The organism is Marinitenerispora sediminis (assembly GCF_003336425.1).
GTDB classification, from domain to species: domain Bacteria; phylum Actinomycetota; class Actinomycetes; order Streptosporangiales; family Streptosporangiaceae; genus Marinitenerispora; species Marinitenerispora sediminis.
This window is the reverse complement of sequence record NZ_QEIO01000036.1, coordinates 1-17,217: the sequence shown is the minus strand read 5'-3', so window position 1 is coordinate 17,217 and position 17,217 is coordinate 1. Positions and strand designations below refer to the sequence as shown.

Sequence of the window (17,217 nt, the reverse complement as noted above, 5' to 3'; positions counted from 1 at the left end):
CGCGGACCGCTCCGACCTCGCCGGAGGCGGTCACCCCCTCACTGAAGTGCAAGGACGCCGGGCCGGGAAAAATTTCTGAGCGAATCGCAAATCTCTGCCAACCATCGCGGGGGGTCGCTCGTCTAAGTACACGTATGGCCCGGCGCGAGCGGGGCGCCGGGCCATACCCCGCCCGCGGGGCGGGGGCGATCGGAGGCGGAGGATCCGCTCAGACGACGGTCAGGGGCAGCAGCTTCGACCGGTCGGTCGGCCCGATCTGGATCTCGGTGCCCATCGTCGGGCAGACCCCGCAGTCGTAGCACGGGTTCCACCGGCAGTCGTCGACCTCCACCGACTCCTCACCGTGCAGCGCGTCCTGCCAGTCCTGCCACAGCCAGCCGCGGTCGAGCCCGGCGTCGAGGTGGTCCCAGGGCAGCACCTCGTCCCGCTCCCGCTCCCGCACCGTGTACCAGTCGAGGTCGACCGGCTCGCCGGCGAGCGCCCGCTCGGCGCAGCCGGTCCAGCGCTCGTAGGAGAAGTGCTCGCTCCAGCCGTCGAACCTGCCGCCGTCGCGCCAGACCGCCTCGATGACGGCGCCGACCCGGCGGTCGCCCCGGGAGAGCAGCCCCTCGATGATCGAGGGCCTCCCCTCGTGGTAGCGCAGCCCGACCGACCGCCCGTAGGCGCGGTCGGCCCGCAGCGCGTCGCGGAGCGCGCGGAGCCGGGCGTCGACCACCTCGTGCGGGGTCTGGCCGGCCCACTGGAACGGGGTCTGCGGCTTGGGCACGAATCCGCCGATGGAGACGGTGCACCGGATGTCCCTGCGTCCGGTGACCTCGCGGCCGGTCCGGATCACCTCGCGGGCGAGGTCGGCGATGGCCAGCACGTCCTCGTCGGTCTCGGTGGGCAGTCCGCACATGAAGTAGAGCTTGACCTGGCGCCACCCCGCCGCGTAGGCCGCGGTGACGGTGCGGATGAGGTCGGCCTCGGTCACCATTTTGTTGATCACCCGGCGCATGCGCTCGCTGCCGCCCTCCGGCGCGAAGGTGAGCCCGGAGCGGCGGCCGTTGCGGGTGAGCTCGTTCGCCAGGTCGATGTTGAAGGCGTCGACCCGGGTGGAGGGCAGCGACAGCCCGGTGTTAGTGCCCTCGTAGCGGTCGGCGAGGCCCTTGGCGATGTCGCCGATCTCGCTGTGGTCGGCGCTGGAGAGCGAGAGCAGCCCCACCTCCTGGAAGCCCGACGAGCGCACCCCCTGCTCGACCATCTCGGAGACGACGGCCTTGCTGCGCTCCCGCACCGGGCGGGTGATCATGCCGGCCTGGCAGAAACGGCAGCCGCGCGTGCAGCCGCGGAAGATCTCGACGCTGAAGCGCTCGTGCACCGACTCAGCGAGCGGGACAATCGGGTTCTTCGGGTACGGCCACTGGTCAAGGTCCATGACCGTGTGCTTCTGCACGGTCCACGGCACACCCGGCCGGTTGGGCCGGTACCGCTCGATGCGGCCGTCGGGCAGGTAGTCCACGTCGTAGAACCGGGGGACGTACACCCCGCCGGTGGCCGCAAGGCGGAGCAGCACCTCGTCGCGGCCGCCCGGGCTCCCCTCGCGCTTCCACTCGCGGATCACCTCGGTGATGGCCAGCGCGATCTCCTCGCCGTCGCCGAGCACCGCGGCGTCGAGGAAGTCGGCGATGGGCTCGGGGTTGAACGCGGAGTGCCCGCCCGCCAGCACGATGGGGTCCTCCTCGCGGCGCTCCGCCGCCCGCAGCGGCACGCCCGCGAGGTCCAGCGCGGTGAGCATGTTGGTGTAGCCCATCTCGCTGGCGAAGCTGATACCGAGCACGTCGAACGCCCCCAGCGGGCGGTGCGCGTCCACGGTGAAGTGCGGGATCCCGTGCTCGCGCATGAGCTGTTCGAGGTCCGGCCACACGGCGTAGCAGCGCTCGGCGAGCACGCCCTCGCGCTCGTTGAGCACCTCGTACAGGATCTGCACGCCCTGGTTGGGCACCCCGACCTCGTAGGCGTCGGGGTACATGAGGGCCCACCGCACCTCCGCCTCGTCCCAGTCCTTGACGACGGAGTTCAGCTCACCGCCCACATACTGAATCGGCTTCTGCACGCGCGGCAGCAGCGCCTCCAGTCGTGGGAAGACGGACTCGATCGGCATGGTGGGACGCCTCCGCTGGAGATGGCTAATCGGTCGACTTTGTGGTCGGTCTCCCAGCCTACGGGCCCGCGCACGGGCCCGTTCCCACCGCGCGCTGGCGCGGCGCGGCCCGGCGCGGTCAGTGGAACGCCCGGTAGCGCCCGTGGATGCCGAGCACCAGGCCGATCGCGGTGAGGTGGGCGATGCTGGCGGTGCCGCCGTAGGAGACGAAGGGCAGCGGCAGCCCGGTGATCGGCATGATCCCGAGCGTCATGCCGATGTTGATGAAGCTCTGGAAGGTCAGCCAGGACGCGACGCCGACGCACACCAGCCGGCCGTAGGGCCCGTCGCAGCCGGCCGCGATCCGCAGGGTGCGCCAGATGACGACGCCGATCAGGCCGATGATCAGCGCGCCCCCCAAGAACCCGAGCTCCTCACCCGCCACCGTGAAGATGAAGTCGGTGTGCTGCTCCGGGACGAAGCGGCCGGCGGTCTGCTCGCCGCGGAACAGTCCGGTGCCGCTGAGGCCGCCGGAGCCGATCGCGATGAGCGCCTGGTTGGCGTTGTAGCCGGCGCCCTGCGGGTCGGCCGTGGGATCGACGAACGTCGCGAACCGGGCCAGCTGGTAGTCCTTGAGCAGCCCGAACCACCAGACCGCCAGGATTCCGAGCAGCCCGCAGCCCACCAGTCCGAGCACCCAGCGGATCGGCGCCCCGGACAGCGCGAGCATCCCCAGGTAGATGGCGCCGAGCACCATGGCGGTGCCCAGGTCAGGCTGCAGCAGGATGAGGCCCATCGGCACGGCCAGCGCCACCAGGCTGCCCAGCACGTCGCGGGTGGTGGGCGCGTGCTCGCCGTCGCGCGGCTCCCCCAGCAGCATCGCCACGCCCAGGATGAGCGCGATCTTGGCGACCTCGCCCGGCTGCGCCTGGAAACCGCCGACCACGATCCATGACCGCGATCCGTTGATCACCGCACCGAGCGGCGTCAGCACCAGGGACAGCCCGACCGCGGCGAGAACGAAGATGATCGGCGCGTAGGCGCGCGGCACGCGGTAGTCGACGGCCGCGACCGCGAGGCAGACCACCGCCCCCAGACCCAGGTGCGCGAGGTGCCGGCGGACGAAGCCCATGGAGGCGGCCGGGTCGCCGCCCGCGGCCGTGGACGCCCACACCAGCAGCAGGCCGATCACGGAGAGGCCGGCGACGGCCGACAGCAGCGGCCAGTCGATGCGGCGGTGCATCCCGGCGACCATGAACCACACGACGCGGCCGCGCCATGACCGCGGCTGGACCTGCGGACTCGGATACAGCGACATGCCGATCGACCTGTTCCGGTAGGGCGGCGCCGCGGCACGGGGCCGCGGGGCGCGCGGGGCGGATGCGTGGATGCGGGGCCCTGGGCTACTCGTAGCCCGCGGGTGCGGCCACCGTGCCGTCCGGCCGGACCACCGGGAGCTGGGCGGGCGGTACGCCCCCCGGCAGGGCCGGGCGCGGCGCGCGGCGCGGACGGCCCTCGCGCTGGTCGCCGGGCCGCGGGCCCGGCTGCTCCTGCCCGGCCTCCTGCGCCTCGGGGAGGTCCTCCGGCGGCTCGAAGCCGTAGATGCCGTCGTAGATCTCCCGGGCCACCGGCGCCGCTGCGGTGCCGCCGGTACCGCCCTGGGAGATGAGGACGACGACCGCGAGCTGCGGGTCGTCCGCCGGCGCGTAGGAGGCGAACCAGGCGGACTCCCGCTTGCCGACGACCGTGGCGGACCCGGTCTTGCCGGCGATGGAGACGCGGTCCTGCGGGAACCCGTGGAAGGCCCCGGCCGCGGTGCCCTTCTTGGGTACGTCGGCGAGGGCGGCGCGCAGGTAGGCCAGCGTCTCGTCACTGACCGGCAGCCGCCCATTGGGCTTCGGCGGGATCTCCTCGACCTGCTCGCCGTCGGCGGAGATGAACGCCTTGCCGACCCGCGGCGCGTACAGGGTGCCGCCGTTGGCGATGGCCGCGTAGGCACGGGCGAGCTGCAGCGGGGTGACGAGCACGTCGCCCTGGCCGATGGCGAAGTTGGCGGCGTCGCCGGCCCGCCACACGTAGCCGTCGACGCACTGCTCCTTGGCCACCGCCTGGAGGTAGGCCGCGTGCGCGGGATCCTTGCGGGCGACCTCCGGATAGCCGGACTTGGCGCGCCGGCAGATGTCCTCGCGGGTACTCTCCCAGTACTCCAGCTTCCAGTCCCGGTCGGGGATGCGGCCGACGGACTCGTTCGGGAGGTCGATGCCGGTGGGCTTGCCGAAGCCGAACCCCTTCGCCATGGCGGACATGGCGTCGCGCGGCTCCTCCTTCGGCCGCATGCCCCCGTCGGCCTTCCACATGTCGTAGGCCAGCTGGTAGAAGACGGTGTTGCAGGAGACCACGATGGCCTGGTGCAGGCTGAGGCTGCCGTGCGCGTTGCTCTCGTAGTTGTGGAACGCGCGGTCGCCGACGTTGATGGAGCTGGGGCAGGAGTAGGTGCCGCGCAGCGGGGAGCCGTTCTCCACGGCGGCCGCGAGCGAGGAGACCTTGAAGGTCGACGCGGGCGGGAACTGGCCCTGGAGCGCGCGGGAGATCAGCGGCTCGCCGGCCTCCTCGCTGAGCAGGCGGTCGTAGGTGCGCTGGTCGATCCCGCCGTCCCACACCTCGGGGTCGTAGGTGGGAACGCTGGCCATGGCGATCACCCGGCCGGTGCGCACGTCCATGACCACGCTGGCGGCGGAGTCGGCGGGGTAGCCGTTGGCCCGGGAGCGCTCGATCCCGTGGGTCAGGGCCTCCTCGACCACCCGCTGCACCCGGGCGTCGAGGCTGGTGACGAGGTGCTGGCCGGGCTGCGCCCGGCGCTCGGTGACCAGGCCGGTGACGTTGCCCCGGCTGTCCACGGCGAGCGTGCGCACGCCCGCCACGCCGCGCAGCTGCTCGTCGTAGGTGGCCTCCAGGCCGTCACGGCCCACCTGGGTGACGCCGCTGAACTGCGCCCGCAGCTCCTCGCGCGCGGCGAGCTCCTCCTCGGTGGCCGGCTGGAGGTAGCCGAGGGCCTGGACCGCGCTCGCGCCGCCGGGGTAGTCGCGGACCGCGCTCTGCTGGGCGGAGATGCCGGGGAACTCCTCCTGGCGCTCCATGATCTGCAGCGCGAGCTGCGGTTCGACGCCCTCGGCCAGCGTGATGGGCTGGTAGGGCGATCCGGGCCAGCACGGCCGGCTGACCTGCGGCCCGCACAGCCGGACCCGCTGCCGGAGCTCCGCGTGCGGGACGCCGAGTACCTCGGCCACCCGGCGCAGCACCGCGTCACCGCCGTCCTCCTGCCGGGCGAGCGCGTGGAAGTCGGCGGAGACGACCAGCTCCGTGCGGTTGCGGACCAGGGGGCGCCCCGCGCCGTCGAGGATCTGGCCCCGGGTCGCGGGGATGATGAGGTCCTGGCTGTGGTTGGCGGCGGCCAGCTGCCGGTAGTGGTCGGCCATGGGCACCTGGAGGTACCAGAGCCGGCCGGTGAGCACGGCCAGCAGGCTCAGCACCAGCACCTGCGCCGTGATCAGGCCGCGCCGCCCCGGGCGCCGCGGCGGCTCGACGATCGTGGGCCGGGGGTACGTCCTCATCTGACGATGCCCCCGTTCGCCCACGGGGTCGCGCCGACGGCCCGGAAGTCGTCGCGCTCGGTCCGACGCAGCATCCAGAACACCGGGTACAGCACGAACGGGCTCACCACCATGGTCAGGAGCAGGGTGGGCGGCAGGACACCGAGGACCCCGCCCAGGGTCACCCGCGGATCGCCGAGGACGACCCCGACGCCGGCGAAGCCCAGGGAGACCCCGGCCGTGGCCAGCGCGGCGACGCCGAACGGCCACAGCCCGCCGGCGCGCGAGATGGGATCGCGCAGCGCGCCGGCCAGGTAGCCGGCCAGGCAGAGCACCAGGGCGTAGCGGCCGAGCTCGTGGTCGGCGGGCGGCAGGATGTCGATGGCCAGGCCGCCCAGGAAGCCGGCGACGGCGCCGGTCACCGCCGTCGTGCGCATGGCGACCGCCACCACGGTCAGCAGGGCCAGGTCCGGCCCGACCCCCCATGGCATCGGCAGCCGGTTCACCACCACGGTCTGGAGCAGCACGGCCACCGCCACGAGTACGGCGGCCAGTGTCCGTCGGATCATCGGGGCTCCTCCTCCAGGGCGTGTTCGACGGGGGCCGGTGGCGCGGCGCGGTGTTCCGGCGCCGCTGATGCGCCGGCCGGGCCGCGCCGCCGCGCGGGCCGCGCGGACCGCCCGCGGCAGGCGGCCCGCATCAGCCGCGCTCCGGCGGCCGGGGCGGGCGGCGCGGCGGGTTGGCGAGATCACCCGGTTCCGCACCGGCGGGGCCGGCGACACCCCCGGTGTCGGCCGGCGCGGCCGGCTCGGCGGCGGGCGGGTCGGCCGGCGCGGGCGGGCGGCTCTGCCCGCCGGACGGCGGGCCGCCCCCGCCTCCGGGGGCGCGCGGCGCGGGCTCGGCCGGCCGGGCGGGGGCGACCTGGCCGGCGCTGGTGCTGGCCTTGCCGCGCGCGACCGCCCCGTCCGGGTGCCGCGGGTCCGCCGGATCCTCGGCGCCGTCGTGCTTCGGGGCCGTCTTGCGCCCCCGGTCCGGCCGGCCGTTGTGGCGCTGCTCGGCCTGGGCGCGCGGATCGGGTTTGGGCGGCAGCACGGAGTCGCGCGGGTCGGTCTCGGGCGGGGCCACCACCACGCCCACCACGTCCAGCCGGCTGAGGTCCACCGCCGGTGCGACCCTGGCGGTGCGGGTCAGCGCCCCGGGGGTGTCCTCGACGTGGCGCACGGTGCCGATCGGGACACCGGGCACGTACGGGGCTCCGCCGTGCGAGCCGAGCGTGACGACGCGTTCGCCCTTGCGGACGGTCGCCGTGCCGTCGAGCAGTTCGAGGCGCAGCGGCGCCGTGTCGGCGATGCCGTGCGTGCCGCCGCTGATGACCCCGATCTCCTTCGAGCCCTCCAGGCGGGCGCCGACCGAGGAGGCGCCGTCGGTGACGAGCAGCACCGTGGAGGTGCGCTCGGTGGTCCGCACCACCCGGCCGACCAGCCCGTCGCCGTTGACCACGGTCATGTCGGCGGTGACCCCGTCGCGGCGGCCGACGTCGAGGGTGGCGGTGTCGGAGAAGCCCTGGGCGGTCATCCGGGTGACGGCGTGCGCCGCGACGACCTCGTAGCGGCCGAGCCCGGCCAGGTGGAGCAGGTCCGCCAGCTCCCGGGAGCGCGCGGCGTCGGCGTCGACGCTCTCCAGTTCCCGGGTCAACTCGGCGTTGCGCGCCTCCAGCTCCGCGATGCGGCGCTGGGCGCCGGGCGCGGCGGCCAGCGCGCGGTAGCCGTCGCTGATCGGGCGGGAGGCGAGGGTGACGGCCGCGGAGATCGGCTCGAACACCGCCGCGCCGACGGCGCGCGCGGTGCCGGAGACCGGGTTGGCGTCGTCCCGCTCGTCCAGGACGAGCAGGGTCAGCGAGAGGGCCAGCAGGACTCCGAGGACGAGCCGCGAGCGGGAGGTGTCGCGAAACATGGTCAGGCTCCCTCCGGTGCTGCGTCACCGGGTGCGGTCGGCATCAGCGACGCCGGTCCGGGATCAGCACCTGGCTCAGGCGTTCGTAGTTCTCCACGCAGGTGCCCGACCCGATGGCCACGGAGTCGAGGGCGTTCTCGGCCACGTGGATGGGCATTCCGGTCTCGTGGCGGAGCCGCTCGTCGAGTCCGCGCAGCAGGGCGCCGCCGCCGGTCACGGCGATGCCGCGGTCCATGATGTCGCCGGACAGCTCCGGCGGGCACTTGTCCAGCGAGGTTCGGACGGCGTCGATGATGGCGGTGACCGGCTCCTCGATGGCCTGCCGCACGTCGGCGGCCGACATCACCACGGTCTTGGGGAGCCCGCTGATGAGGTCGCGGCCGCGGACCTCGGCGTGCAGCTCCTCGGCGGTCGTGGGGTAGGCGGAGCCGATGGCGACCTTGATCTCCTCGGCGGTGCGCTCCCCGATCATCAGGGAGTACTCCTTCTTGACGAAGGTCATGATCGCCTGGTCGAGCTCGTCGCCGCCGACCCGGATGGACTGCGAGGTGACGATCCCGCCCATGGAGATCACGGCGACCTCGGTGGTGCCGCCGCCGATGTCGACGACCATGTTGCCGGTCGGTTCGTGCACCGGGAGCCCGGCGCCGATCGCGGCGGCCATGGGTTCCTCGATGATGTAGACCCGGCGGGCGCCGGCCTGGTAGCCGGCCTCCTTGACCGCGCGGTGCTCGACGGAGGTGATCCCGCTCGGTACCGCGACGATGATGCGCGGTTTGGCGAAGTGCCTGCGCCGGTGGATCTTCTGGATGAAGTAGCGCAGCATGCGCTCGGTGATCTCGAAGTCGGCGATGACGCCGTCCTTGAGCGGGCGCACGGCGGTGATGTTGCTCGGTGTGCGCCCGATCATCTGCTTGGCCTCGATGCCGACCGCGACGATCTTCCCGGTCGACGTGTTCAGGGCCACCACCGAGGGTTCGTTGAGGACGATCCCACGGCCCCGCACGTAAACCAGCGTGTTGGCGGTCCCGAGATCGACGGCCATGTCGCGGCCGAGAAAGGCGAGATTATTGGTCATGAAACGTCCTCGGCGACACCAATCGGGTGCGACGTACACGGGGCGGGTTACTGCACAGGGCGGTCATTACGACCCCGATCCGACACGGAAGCGGACCGAGCTACCCGTATCGTAACGCTCAGCAGTCACACCGTTACGCAAACACACCGAACTCTGTGGGCTGCGAGAACGAATACGGCCGGGCGAAACCCGAGGGGTCTCGCCCGGCCGGAAGGCGGGGATGGCGGGCCGGAGCCGCCGTGTGTCAGCCGAGTTCCGGGAAGAACAGCTTGATCTCGCGGTCGGCGGAGTAGGTGGAGTCCGAGCCGTGCACGATGTTCTGCTGGACCTCCAGCGCGAAGTCGCCGCGGATGGTGCCGGGGGCGGCCTGCACCGGGTCGGTCGCGCCGGCCAGCGCACGGAACGCCTCGACGGCGCGCTCGCCCTCGACCACCATGGCCACGAGCGGGCCGCCGGTGATGAACTCGACCAGCGAGTCGAAGAACGGCCGGGCGGCGTGCTCCTCGTAGTGCGTCTTCGCGGTGTCCGCGTCGAGCGTGCGCAGGTCCAGGGCCACGATCTTCAGGCCCTTGCGCTCGATACGGGAGATGACCTCCCCGATGATGCTGCGCCGCACGCCATCGGGCTTGATCAGGACAAGAGTGCGCTCCACGGTGGTTGTCTCCTCGACACCTGGATGTTGACTGGTGGACCGGGTGGCCTGGTCTGCCCCGTGTGCGCCGCGGAGGTCCGTGCCTCTGCTCACGCCGCGGAGGTCCCTTCCTCCCCCGCGTACGGGAGACCGGTTCCTCCGTTCACGCGACGGAGATCCGTTCCCCCGTACCGCCACGGAGACGGCTTTCCGCAGCCGCCACGGAGGCCCGTCGTCCCGTACACACCACGGAGACCGGATTCCCCGTACCCGCCACGGAGGCAGTTCTCCGTAGCCGCCACGGAGGCCGTTTTCTCCGTTCACGCCACGGAGATCATTTTCTCCGTTCACGCCACGGAGGCTGTGACCAGCCCTGGGAACCGCCATCCCGGTCGTGCGCAACCCTACCGGTTGCGGACCGGTCACCTGGCCGGTGGCGGCGTGGGGCCACCGGCCGCGCGGTCGGCCGGATCAGTCTTCGCCGGCGGCGGTGTCACCCGTCGCGGCGCGCCTCGGCGGCCCCGGTCCCTGCCCCGGCGGAGGCGCCCGCCTCCCTGGCGGCCCGGATGGCGTCGGTGCGCCGACCGAGCCACACGCCGGCCACCCACAGGGCGGCGAAGACGATCCCCAGCACGAACAGACCGGGCACCAAGACGCCGCTCACGACGAACGCCGCCTGCAGCACCCATCCGGCGTAGTGCCCCCACGCGAACCGCTGGAGGGCGGCGAGCACCAGCGCCGCGGCGGCGAGCCCGCCCCAGACGCCGCCGGCGACCGCCGGGGAGTACCCGCCCAGCTGGATGGCCACCGGAACCGCCAGCGCGATCACCACGGCCTCGAACGCCAGTACCACCGCGCACATCGTCCGCACGGTCACGCCCCCTTCATGAGATGCCTCGCGTCACCGGCGGTGACCACCGAACCGGTGACGAGCACCCCGGCCCCGCCGAACTCACCGGTGCTCTCGGCGAGGGTGACGGCCGCGTCGATGGCGTCGTCCAGCCGCGGGGCCGTGTGCACCCGGTCCGGCCCGAAGATGTCCTCGGCGATGCGCGCCAGTTCCGGTACCTCCATGGCGCGCGGAGAGGAGTTGCGGGTCACCACGATCTCGGTGAGCAGCGGCTCCAGCGGCTCCAGGATGCCCTCGACGTCCTTGTCCGCCATGACGGAGACCACCCCGACCAGCCGGCTGAACGTGAACGCCTCCTGGACGGTGTCCACCGTGGCGGCCATGCCCGCCGGGTTGTGCGCGGCGTCCACCAGCACGGTCGGGCTGCGCCGGACCACCTCCATGCGCCCCGGCGAGCTGGCCCCGGCCAGCGCCGTGCGCACCAGATCCGGATCGAGCTGCTCGTCGCCCTCGCCCGGGGCGGCGAACGCCTCCACCGCCGCGACCGCCACCGCCGCGTTGCTCGCCTGGTGGCCGCCGAACAGCGGCAGGAACACGCCGTCGTACCCGCCGCGCAGCCCCTTCAGCGCGATCTGCTGCCCGCCGAGCGCGACGTCCCGGTGCACGACACCGAACTCCAGTCCCTCCCGCGCCACCCGGGCCCCGACCTCGGCGGCCCGCCGCATCAGCACCTCGGCCGCCGCCACCGGCTGCTGCGCGACCACCGCGACGGCCCCGGGCTTGATGATGCCGCCCTTCTCATCGGCGATGCCGTCGACGGTGTCCGGCAGGTAGTCGGTGTGGTCGATCGCGATGGGCGTCACCACCGCGACGTCGGCGTCCACCACGTTGGTGGCGTCCCACCGGCCCCCCATACCGACCTCGACGACGGCGACGTCCACCGGCGCGTCCGCGAACGCCGCGTACGCCATGGCCGTGAGAACCTCGAAGAACGACATGGGCACACCCCCGCGGGCGTCCACCATCTCGACGTAGGGCAGCACGTCCCGGTAGGTCGCGACGAACGCCTCCTCGGAGATCGGCTCCCCGTCGATGACGATCCGCTCCCGCATGGTCACCAGATGCGGACTCGTGTACCGCCCGACCCGCAGCCGCCGCTCCCGCAGCAGCGCGTCGACCATGCGCGCGGTCGACGTCTTGCCGTTGGTCCCGGTCAGATGGATGACCCGGTAGTTGCGCTGCGGTTCACCGAGCAGGTCCATGACCGCGCGGATCCGGTCCAGCGTTGGATGGATGAGCGACTCGCCGGCACGAGCGAGTATGGCTGCCTGGACGTCCTGGTAGTCGGCTGAGCTCACGGATCTCTCGAAGTCGGGCTGAGGCGCTGGATGACCGGTTCCGGTCAGGGCGCCGGGGACACTGGTGCGCTTCGAGTCTATGACCCCGTCCGGCCTTCCCGTCCGCTCACCAGCGGCTCTCGGTCGTCCAGCACGACCACTTCTCGGAGCTTGAGGGCGGACGGCGTGGCTGACTCGTCTGACGCGTCATGGCTCCCGACGGGCCAGTGCCCCGGTACGGGGACGGCCCACCGCCGGAAGGGCGGTGGGCCGTCGGTCGCTCGGTTCCGGGCCGGGGTCAGCGCCTGCTGTATCTCGGCTGGCTCTGCGGGTTGAACTCGTCGTACTCGACGTTCTCCGCCCGGTTCAGGCGGCGGTCGTCGATCTTGAGGACGTCGAAGCCCTTCGCCATGTCCGACGAGTAGATGTAGCCGTTGTAGTAGTAGGCGGACCAGGTGCCGCCGCCCACCAGCTGGGTGTCGGAGAGCGGGCCGCGCTCGAAGTAGCCGATCTCGCGCGGGCGGCGGGCGTTGTTGAAGTCGATGATGGAGACCCCGCCCTGGTACCAGGACTGCACGAAGAAGTCACCGCCGGGGACCGGGATCAGGGACCCGTTGTGGGCGACGCAGTTCTCGGTGTCGGCCTGGTCGCGGGGGATCTTGAAGTAGCTGGCGAACCTCAGCTCGGGGCCGTCGCCCTTGCCGAGCTTGCCCTTGACGGTGAAGATCGCGTCGGCGCCGCGGTGCGGGCCGATCTCGTCGTTGCAGGTGGCCGCGCCGCCGCCGCCGAGCTCGTCGGTGAAGATCACCTTCGTGCCGTCGTTGTTGAACGTGGCGGAGTGCCAGAACGCGAAGTTCTCGTCCTGCACCTGGTCGATGATGACGGGGTTCACCGGGTCGCTGATGTCCATCAGGACGCCGTCGCCCATGCAGGCACCCGCGGCGATGTCCCGCTCCGGGTAGACGGTGATGTCGTGGCAGCCCTCGGTGGGCCGGAGCAGGCCGTCCTGCTCGTGGTTGCCGCCGTCGGGGAACAGCACCGGCTCGTTGACGATCGCCGCCGAGGCCGGGTCGTCCAGCGGGACCTCGATGATCGAGATCTTGTCGTGCGGCGGCTGGCAGTTCGGGAAGTTGCCGGAGGGCGCGTAGGAGGAGACGTAGATGTAGTCCGTCTCGCCGTCCTTGCCCGGCAGCAGGGTGTTGGTGTGCGAGCCGCAGTCGGTGCGCACGGCCGCCACGTACTGCGGGTTGGCCTTGTCCGAGATGTCGAAGATCCGGATGCCCTCGAAGGCGTTCGGATCCGCGGGCGTGCTCGCGGGGCTGCCGCAGTTGTCGTCGGCCCGCGGGTAGTCCACGGAGAAGTAGAGCAGGTCCCCGCTGACGGAGACGTCGCCCTGACCGCCCTCGCACAGCACCTGGCTGACGATCTCCGGGGACTCCGGTTCGGAGATGTCGTAGATGATGAAGCCGTTGTAGTTTCCGCCGATCGCGTAGTCACCGGTGAACGCGAGGTCGGAGTTGGTGCTGAAGCCCGCCGGCTTGGGCAGGTTCGAGACGTGGGTGATGTTGTCGCTGGAGACGACCTCGTCCACCCCGGGGATCTCGTCGGCCTGCGCCGCGGATGTGAACGCCGTGCCCAGCAGCAGGGATGCCGCACCGAGCACGGCGACGCCGGATTGTCGCAGGCGCCGTAGCGCCGTCCGTCCTCCGGACGGCTTGGGGGATATCGGCATGTGGTCTCCTCTTCCGATGCACGCCGTAAAGTGCATAAAACACCACGAAAATACATAGGACGCCCACAGCCTGCCTAGAGGTAGAAGACACAAGAGCTGCGATGGAGGGCATTCACCCAGTTCAATGCCCGGAAATACGCTCCGTAGCACCCGCCGGATCATGCCAATACTGGACAACTCCCGCCGGAACTGAGTAAACAGGCATCCTACGGCGGCCCATGAGGGCGCCGGGCAACCGTGCTGGAAGGATCTCCCGTGGGGCGTTGGCTCGTTGCGGCAGGAACCGCCGTGCTGCTGGCGGGCGTCGCCGGCTGCGCTCAGTCCGAGTCCGACTCAGCTGGCGGCCCGCCGGTTCTGGCGCCCGGGGCCCCGGGCGAGTCGGCCTCACCGGCCACCGAGGACCAGCTCGCCTCGGCCACGGCCAGCGTGCAGCACAACGAGGCCGACGTGGAGTACGTCCTCAAGATGATCGAGCACCATGGCCAGGCGCTGGAGATGACCGACCTCGTCCCGGACCGCGTGGAGGACGGCGACCTGGAGCTGATCGCCGACCGGATCGCGGCCGCGCAGGGGCCCGAGATCGACGTCATGGAGAGCTGGCTGGAGACGAACGTCTACGGCCCGGCCCGGGAGAACCCGGCCCACCAGAACTACTGCGGGCTGCAGGAGCAGGAGTCGCACCACGGCGGCGACTGCGTCCCCATCGACCACGAGGACATGCCGGGCATGGCCACCGAGGAGCAGCTCGCGGAACTGGAGGCGGCCGAGGGCGCGGAGTTCGACGAGCTGTTCGTGGAGCTGATGACCACCCACCACGAAGGCGCCGTCAGCATGGCCGAGGAGGTGCTCTCCGACGGGGAGAACGTCCTGGTGAGCCAGATGGCGACCGACGTTGTCGCCGAGCAGCGCACCGAGATCGAGCGGATGCGCCGGATCATGGAGGGCTGACGCCGGGCTGAGCGTCCGGTGCGGCGCCCCGCCGGCCGGCGCCGGGGTCAGTCGTCGTCGGAGACCACCAGCCGCGGCGTCCCCGCGGCGCAGACCACCGTCATCTCCATGTCGGGCGCGTCCTGCTGGCTCTCGAACTCCACCGACACGTCCTCGTCCGGCCCCGAGTCCACGTCGTCGACCGTGTAGCCCTGCGTCGGCGCCCACCAGTCCAGCACCGCGTCGTCGCCGACGCAGCGCGCCGCGACCGAACCCGCGTCGCTCTGCATCACCTCGGCCTCGGGCGCGCCGGCGCTGGGAGCCGCACCGTCGGCTCCCCCCGACGGGCTGGGCGAGGCCGGAGCCGACCCACCGGCCGCCGGCGGCGCGCTCGGCTCACGTGAGGCGAGCTGCTGCTCCGCATCGTCCTGCGACACCGGCCGCACGGCGCCCGAGGTGATGCCCGTGCCCAGCAGGCTGACCGCGGTGACGCCGACGACGACGGCCAGCACCGCCGCCGCGACCCAGCCGCCCACGGCCAGGAGGGATTGCCGCTTCATGGCCCCCACTCTGCCAACGCCTACGCTAAGGCGACCTTAATCCTCGACTATCGCTCCCCCACCACCGGCGTCGGGCCGCCGCCCATTGGTTAACGTGCAGGAGTGCCCCAGCTGCTCCTCATCGAAGACGACCCCACCATCCGCAGCGGCCTGGTCCGCGCGCTCGGCGACCGCGGACACGCGGTCGCCTCGGCGGGCACCGCCATGGGCGGCCTGCGCGAGGCGGTCGAGAACCGGCCCGACCTCGTGGTACTCGACCTCGGGCTGCCCGACCTCGACGGGGTGGAGATGCTGCGGATGCTGCGCGCGGTCTCCCGTGTCCCGGTGATCGTGGCGACCGCCCGCGACGACGAGCGCGAGATCGTCCGCGTCCTCGACGCGGGCGCCGACGACTACGTGGTCAAGCCGTTCAGCGCCGCGCAGCTCGACGCCCGGATCCGCGCCGTGCTGCGCCGCCTGGGTTCGGAGGCCGGCGGCGACACGTCCGTCGCCGTCGCCGGGCTGCGGGTCGACCCGGTCTCCCGGGAGGCGGTCCTGGACGGCCGGCAGCTGGACCTCTCCCCCAAGGAGTTCGACCTGCTGCACTACCTGGCGGCCCGCGCCGGCCAGGTGGTCTCCAAAAAGGAGCTGCTCACCGAGGTGTGGCAGGTGCCCTACGGCGGCGCCGACAAGTCCGTGGACGTCCACCTGTCCTGGCTGCGCCGCAAGCTCGGCGAGACCGCGCAGCGGCCGCGCTACCTGCAGACGGTCCGCGGCGTCGGTGTGAAGCTGTCCGCTCCGCGCGACGCGGGCTCGAACGCGGCGCCGGAGGACGGCCGGTGAGGCGCCGGCTGACGCTGCTGGTCGGCGCCACCACCTCACTGGTGCTGGTCGCGTTCCTGGTACCGCTCGCCCTGCTCGTGCACACCGTGGCCCACGACCGCGCGATCAGCTCCGCGGCCATCGAGGCGCGGGCGCTCAGCGCGGTCGTCACCGGAGACGAGGCCGCCCTGCGCAGCGTCGTACAGCGCACCAACGCCGGAGAGCCGTTCCCGGTCACGGTCTTCCGTCCGGACGGCACGGTCATCGGCGAGCCCGCGCCGGAGTCGCCGGCGGTGCGGTTGGCGCGGACCGGGCGCACCCTCAACGCCGAGCTGCCCGACGGCGGGATCGAGGTGCTGTTCAGCGTCGGCGCCGCCGAGGGCACGTCGGTGATCCGGGTCTACGTCGGCCCCGAGGAGCAGCGCGCCGGGGTCTACCGCGCCTGGCTCATCCTGGCGCTGCTCGGGACGACGCTGCTCGGCATCGGCCTGCTGGTGGCCAACCGCCTGGCGCGCTCCCTGGTGCGCTCCATCGACGGGCTCGCCGACACCTCCCGCCGGCTGGCCGAGGGGGACCTCACCGCGCGCGCCCGGCCGGAGGGCCCGCCCGAGATCAGCGCGGTGGCCGGCACCCTCAACACCCTGGCCACCAGGATCAGCGACCTGCTGGTGCGCGAGCGGGAGCGGGTGGCCGACCTGTCGCACCGGGTTCGCACGCCGCTGACGGCGCTGCGGCTCGACGTGGAGTCCGTCCGCGACCCCGCCGAGCGGGAGCGGCTGGAGATGTCCGTCGCGGCCCTGGAGCGCGCGGTGACCCGGAGCATCAACGACGCCCGCCGGCCGGCAGGCGAGGGCGGGCGCTGCGACGCCACGCGGGTGGTGCGGGAGCGGGTGGAGTTCTGGTCGGTGCTCGCCGAGGACCAGGAGCGCCCGCTGACGGTGGAGCTCCCCGACCGGCCGCTCCCGGTGGGGCTGCCGGATGACGAACTGGAGCCCGCGGTCGACGCGCTGCTCGGCAACGTGTTCGCGCACACCCCGGACGGCACGGCGTTCGCGGTCCGGCTGCGGCCGGGCGGGCCGGACGGAGCGGTCCTGGTGGTCGAGGACGAGGGGCCCGGGCTGCCCGAGTCGGCGACCGAACGCGGCACCAGCGGCGCGGGCTCCAGCGGACTCGGACTGGACATCGCCCGCAGGGCCGCCGAGAGCTCCGGCGGTTCACTCGCCGCGGACTCCCCGTCCGGGGCCCGGATCACGCTGGTCCTCGGCGCGCCGGTCGAGCGCTGAGGCCGCCCGCGGCGGGCTCCCGCCCGGGCCGCGGCGCCGGGCGGGCGGCGCCTCGCTCAGGCGCTCTTCTCCTGGCGCTCGGTGCTCGGCTTGGTGCGGGGGACGATGGTGGGGTTGACGTGTTCGAGCACGGCCTCGCGGGTGATGATGACCTGCCCGACGTCCTCGCGGCTGGGAACCTCGTACATCACCGAGAGCAGAACCTCCTCGATGATGGCCCGCAGGCCGCGGGCGCCGGTGCCGCGGATGATCGCCTGCTCGGCGATGGCGTCCAGCGCGTCCGCACTGAACTCCAACTCCACATTGTCCAACTCGAACAACCGCTGATACTGCTTCACCAACGCGTTCCGCGG

13 protein-coding genes and 2 pseudogenes are annotated in these 17,217 nt (G+C 72.5%); 3 read left to right on the top strand and 12 right to left on the bottom strand.

Features of this window, described 5'->3' with window-relative positions:
- Positions 1-208 precede the first annotated feature (208 nt).
- The 10 genes and pseudogenes from DEF28_RS09490 to DEF28_RS09445 form a co-directional block, all read right to left on the bottom strand.
- Entirely contained in the window at positions 209-2,143 is a 1,935-nt protein-coding gene (locus tag DEF28_RS09490) for a TIGR03960 family B12-binding radical SAM protein (protein ID WP_114399412.1), read from the bottom strand.
- 118 nt (positions 2,144-2,261) lie between these two features.
- Positions 2,262-3,440: a rod shape-determining protein RodA gene (gene rodA / locus DEF28_RS09485; protein WP_114399411.1), complete on the bottom strand. Its 1,179-nt coding sequence runs from the start codon at positions 3,438-3,440 to the stop codon at positions 2,262-2,264.
- 85 nt (positions 3,441-3,525) lie between these two features.
- A complete protein-coding gene (gene mrdA / locus DEF28_RS09480) occupies positions 3,526-5,733 on the bottom strand; it encodes a penicillin-binding protein 2 (protein ID WP_114399410.1) in 2,208 nt (735 codons plus the stop codon).
- Complete coding sequence (gene mreD / locus DEF28_RS09475; protein ID WP_114399409.1) at positions 5,730-6,281, bottom strand: rod shape-determining protein MreD; 552 nt, start codon at positions 6,279-6,281, stop codon at positions 5,730-5,732. Before mreD ends, mrdA begins: the two co-directional genes overlap by 4 nt.
- A gap of 499 nt (positions 6,282-6,780) precedes the next feature.
- Positions 6,781-7,665: pseudogene (gene mreC, locus DEF28_RS09470) on the bottom strand (rod shape-determining protein MreC); the annotation flags it as partial.
- Between the two features lie 43 nt (positions 7,666-7,708).
- Complete coding sequence (locus DEF28_RS09465; protein WP_114400105.1) at positions 7,709-8,743, bottom strand: rod shape-determining protein; 1,035 nt, start codon at positions 8,741-8,743, stop codon at positions 7,709-7,711.
- A gap of 244 nt (positions 8,744-8,987) precedes the next feature.
- A complete protein-coding gene (ndk, locus tag DEF28_RS09460) occupies positions 8,988-9,395 on the bottom strand; it encodes a nucleoside-diphosphate kinase (protein WP_114400104.1) in 408 nt (135 codons plus the stop codon).
- A gap of 472 nt (positions 9,396-9,867) precedes the next feature.
- Positions 9,868-10,245: a DUF4233 domain-containing protein gene (locus DEF28_RS09455; RefSeq protein WP_114400106.1), complete on the bottom strand. Its 378-nt coding sequence runs from the start codon at positions 10,243-10,245 to the stop codon at positions 9,868-9,870.
- A gap of 2 nt (positions 10,246-10,247) precedes the next feature.
- A complete protein-coding gene (locus tag DEF28_RS09450; RefSeq protein ID WP_233515199.1) occupies positions 10,248-11,582 on the bottom strand; it encodes a bifunctional folylpolyglutamate synthase/dihydrofolate synthase in 1,335 nt (444 codons plus the stop codon).
- Between the two features lie 277 nt (positions 11,583-11,859).
- A complete protein-coding gene (locus DEF28_RS09445) occupies positions 11,860-13,293 on the bottom strand; it encodes an LVIVD repeat-containing protein (protein ID WP_114400102.1) in 1,434 nt (477 codons plus the stop codon).
- A 255-nt stretch (positions 13,294-13,548) separates the two neighbouring features.
- Between DEF28_RS09445 and DEF28_RS09440 the strand changes: the two genes are divergently transcribed.
- A complete protein-coding gene (locus tag DEF28_RS09440) occupies positions 13,549-14,241 on the top strand; it encodes a DUF305 domain-containing protein (RefSeq protein ID WP_114400101.1) in 693 nt (230 codons plus the stop codon).
- Positions 14,242-14,288: 47 nt separating this feature from the next.
- Here DEF28_RS09440 and DEF28_RS09435 read toward each other — a convergent pair whose 3' ends face one another.
- Positions 14,289-14,780 (bottom strand): septum formation initiator, encoded by a 492-nt coding sequence (locus DEF28_RS09435; protein ID WP_114433417.1) that lies wholly within the window; start codon positions 14,778-14,780, stop codon positions 14,289-14,291.
- Positions 14,781-14,882: 102 nt separating this feature from the next.
- Here DEF28_RS09435 and DEF28_RS09430 point away from each other — a divergent pair, with 102 nt between their 5' ends.
- Both DEF28_RS09430 and DEF28_RS09425 read left to right on the top strand, forming a co-directional pair.
- Positions 14,883-15,602: a response regulator transcription factor gene (locus DEF28_RS09430; RefSeq protein ID WP_114400099.1), complete on the top strand. Its 720-nt coding sequence runs from the start codon at positions 14,883-14,885 to the stop codon at positions 15,600-15,602.
- Positions 15,599-16,864, top strand: a complete 1,266-nt coding sequence (locus tag DEF28_RS09425; protein ID WP_114400098.1) for a sensor histidine kinase — start codon at positions 15,599-15,601, stop codon at positions 16,862-16,864. The genes DEF28_RS09430 and DEF28_RS09425 overlap by 4 nt, the downstream gene beginning before the upstream one ends.
- A gap of 56 nt (positions 16,865-16,920) precedes the next feature.
- Here DEF28_RS09425 and DEF28_RS09420 read toward each other — a convergent pair.
- Positions 16,921-17,217, bottom strand: a pseudogene (locus tag DEF28_RS09420) (ATP-dependent Clp protease ATP-binding subunit ClpX); the annotation flags it as partial.

What these genes read in the sequence shown, in the direction of transcription:
- DEF28_RS09490 (WP_114399412.1), bottom strand. Translation starts at nt 2,143, where the DNA reads ATGCCGATCGAGTCCGTCTTCCCACGACTGGAGGCGCTGCTGCCGCGC.
- rodA (WP_114399411.1), bottom strand. Translation starts at nt 3,440, where the DNA reads ATGTCGCTGTATCCGAGTCCGCAGGTCCAGCCGCGGTCATGGCGCGGC.
- mrdA (WP_114399410.1), bottom strand. Translation starts at nt 5,733, where the DNA reads ATGAGGACGTACCCCCGGCCCACGATCGTCGAGCCGCCGCGGCGCCCG.
- mreD (WP_114399409.1), bottom strand. Translation starts at nt 6,281, where the DNA reads ATGATCCGACGGACACTGGCCGCCGTACTCGTGGCGGTGGCCGTGCTG.
- DEF28_RS09465 (WP_114400105.1), bottom strand. Translation starts at nt 8,743, where the DNA reads ATGACCAATAATCTCGCCTTTCTCGGCCGCGACATGGCCGTCGATCTC.
- DEF28_RS09445 (WP_114400102.1), bottom strand. Translation starts at nt 13,293, where the DNA reads ATGCCGATATCCCCCAAGCCGTCCGGAGGACGGACGGCGCTACGGCGC.
- DEF28_RS09435 (WP_114433417.1), bottom strand. Translation starts at nt 14,780, where the DNA reads ATGAAGCGGCAATCCCTCCTGGCCGTGGGCGGCTGGGTCGCGGCGGCG.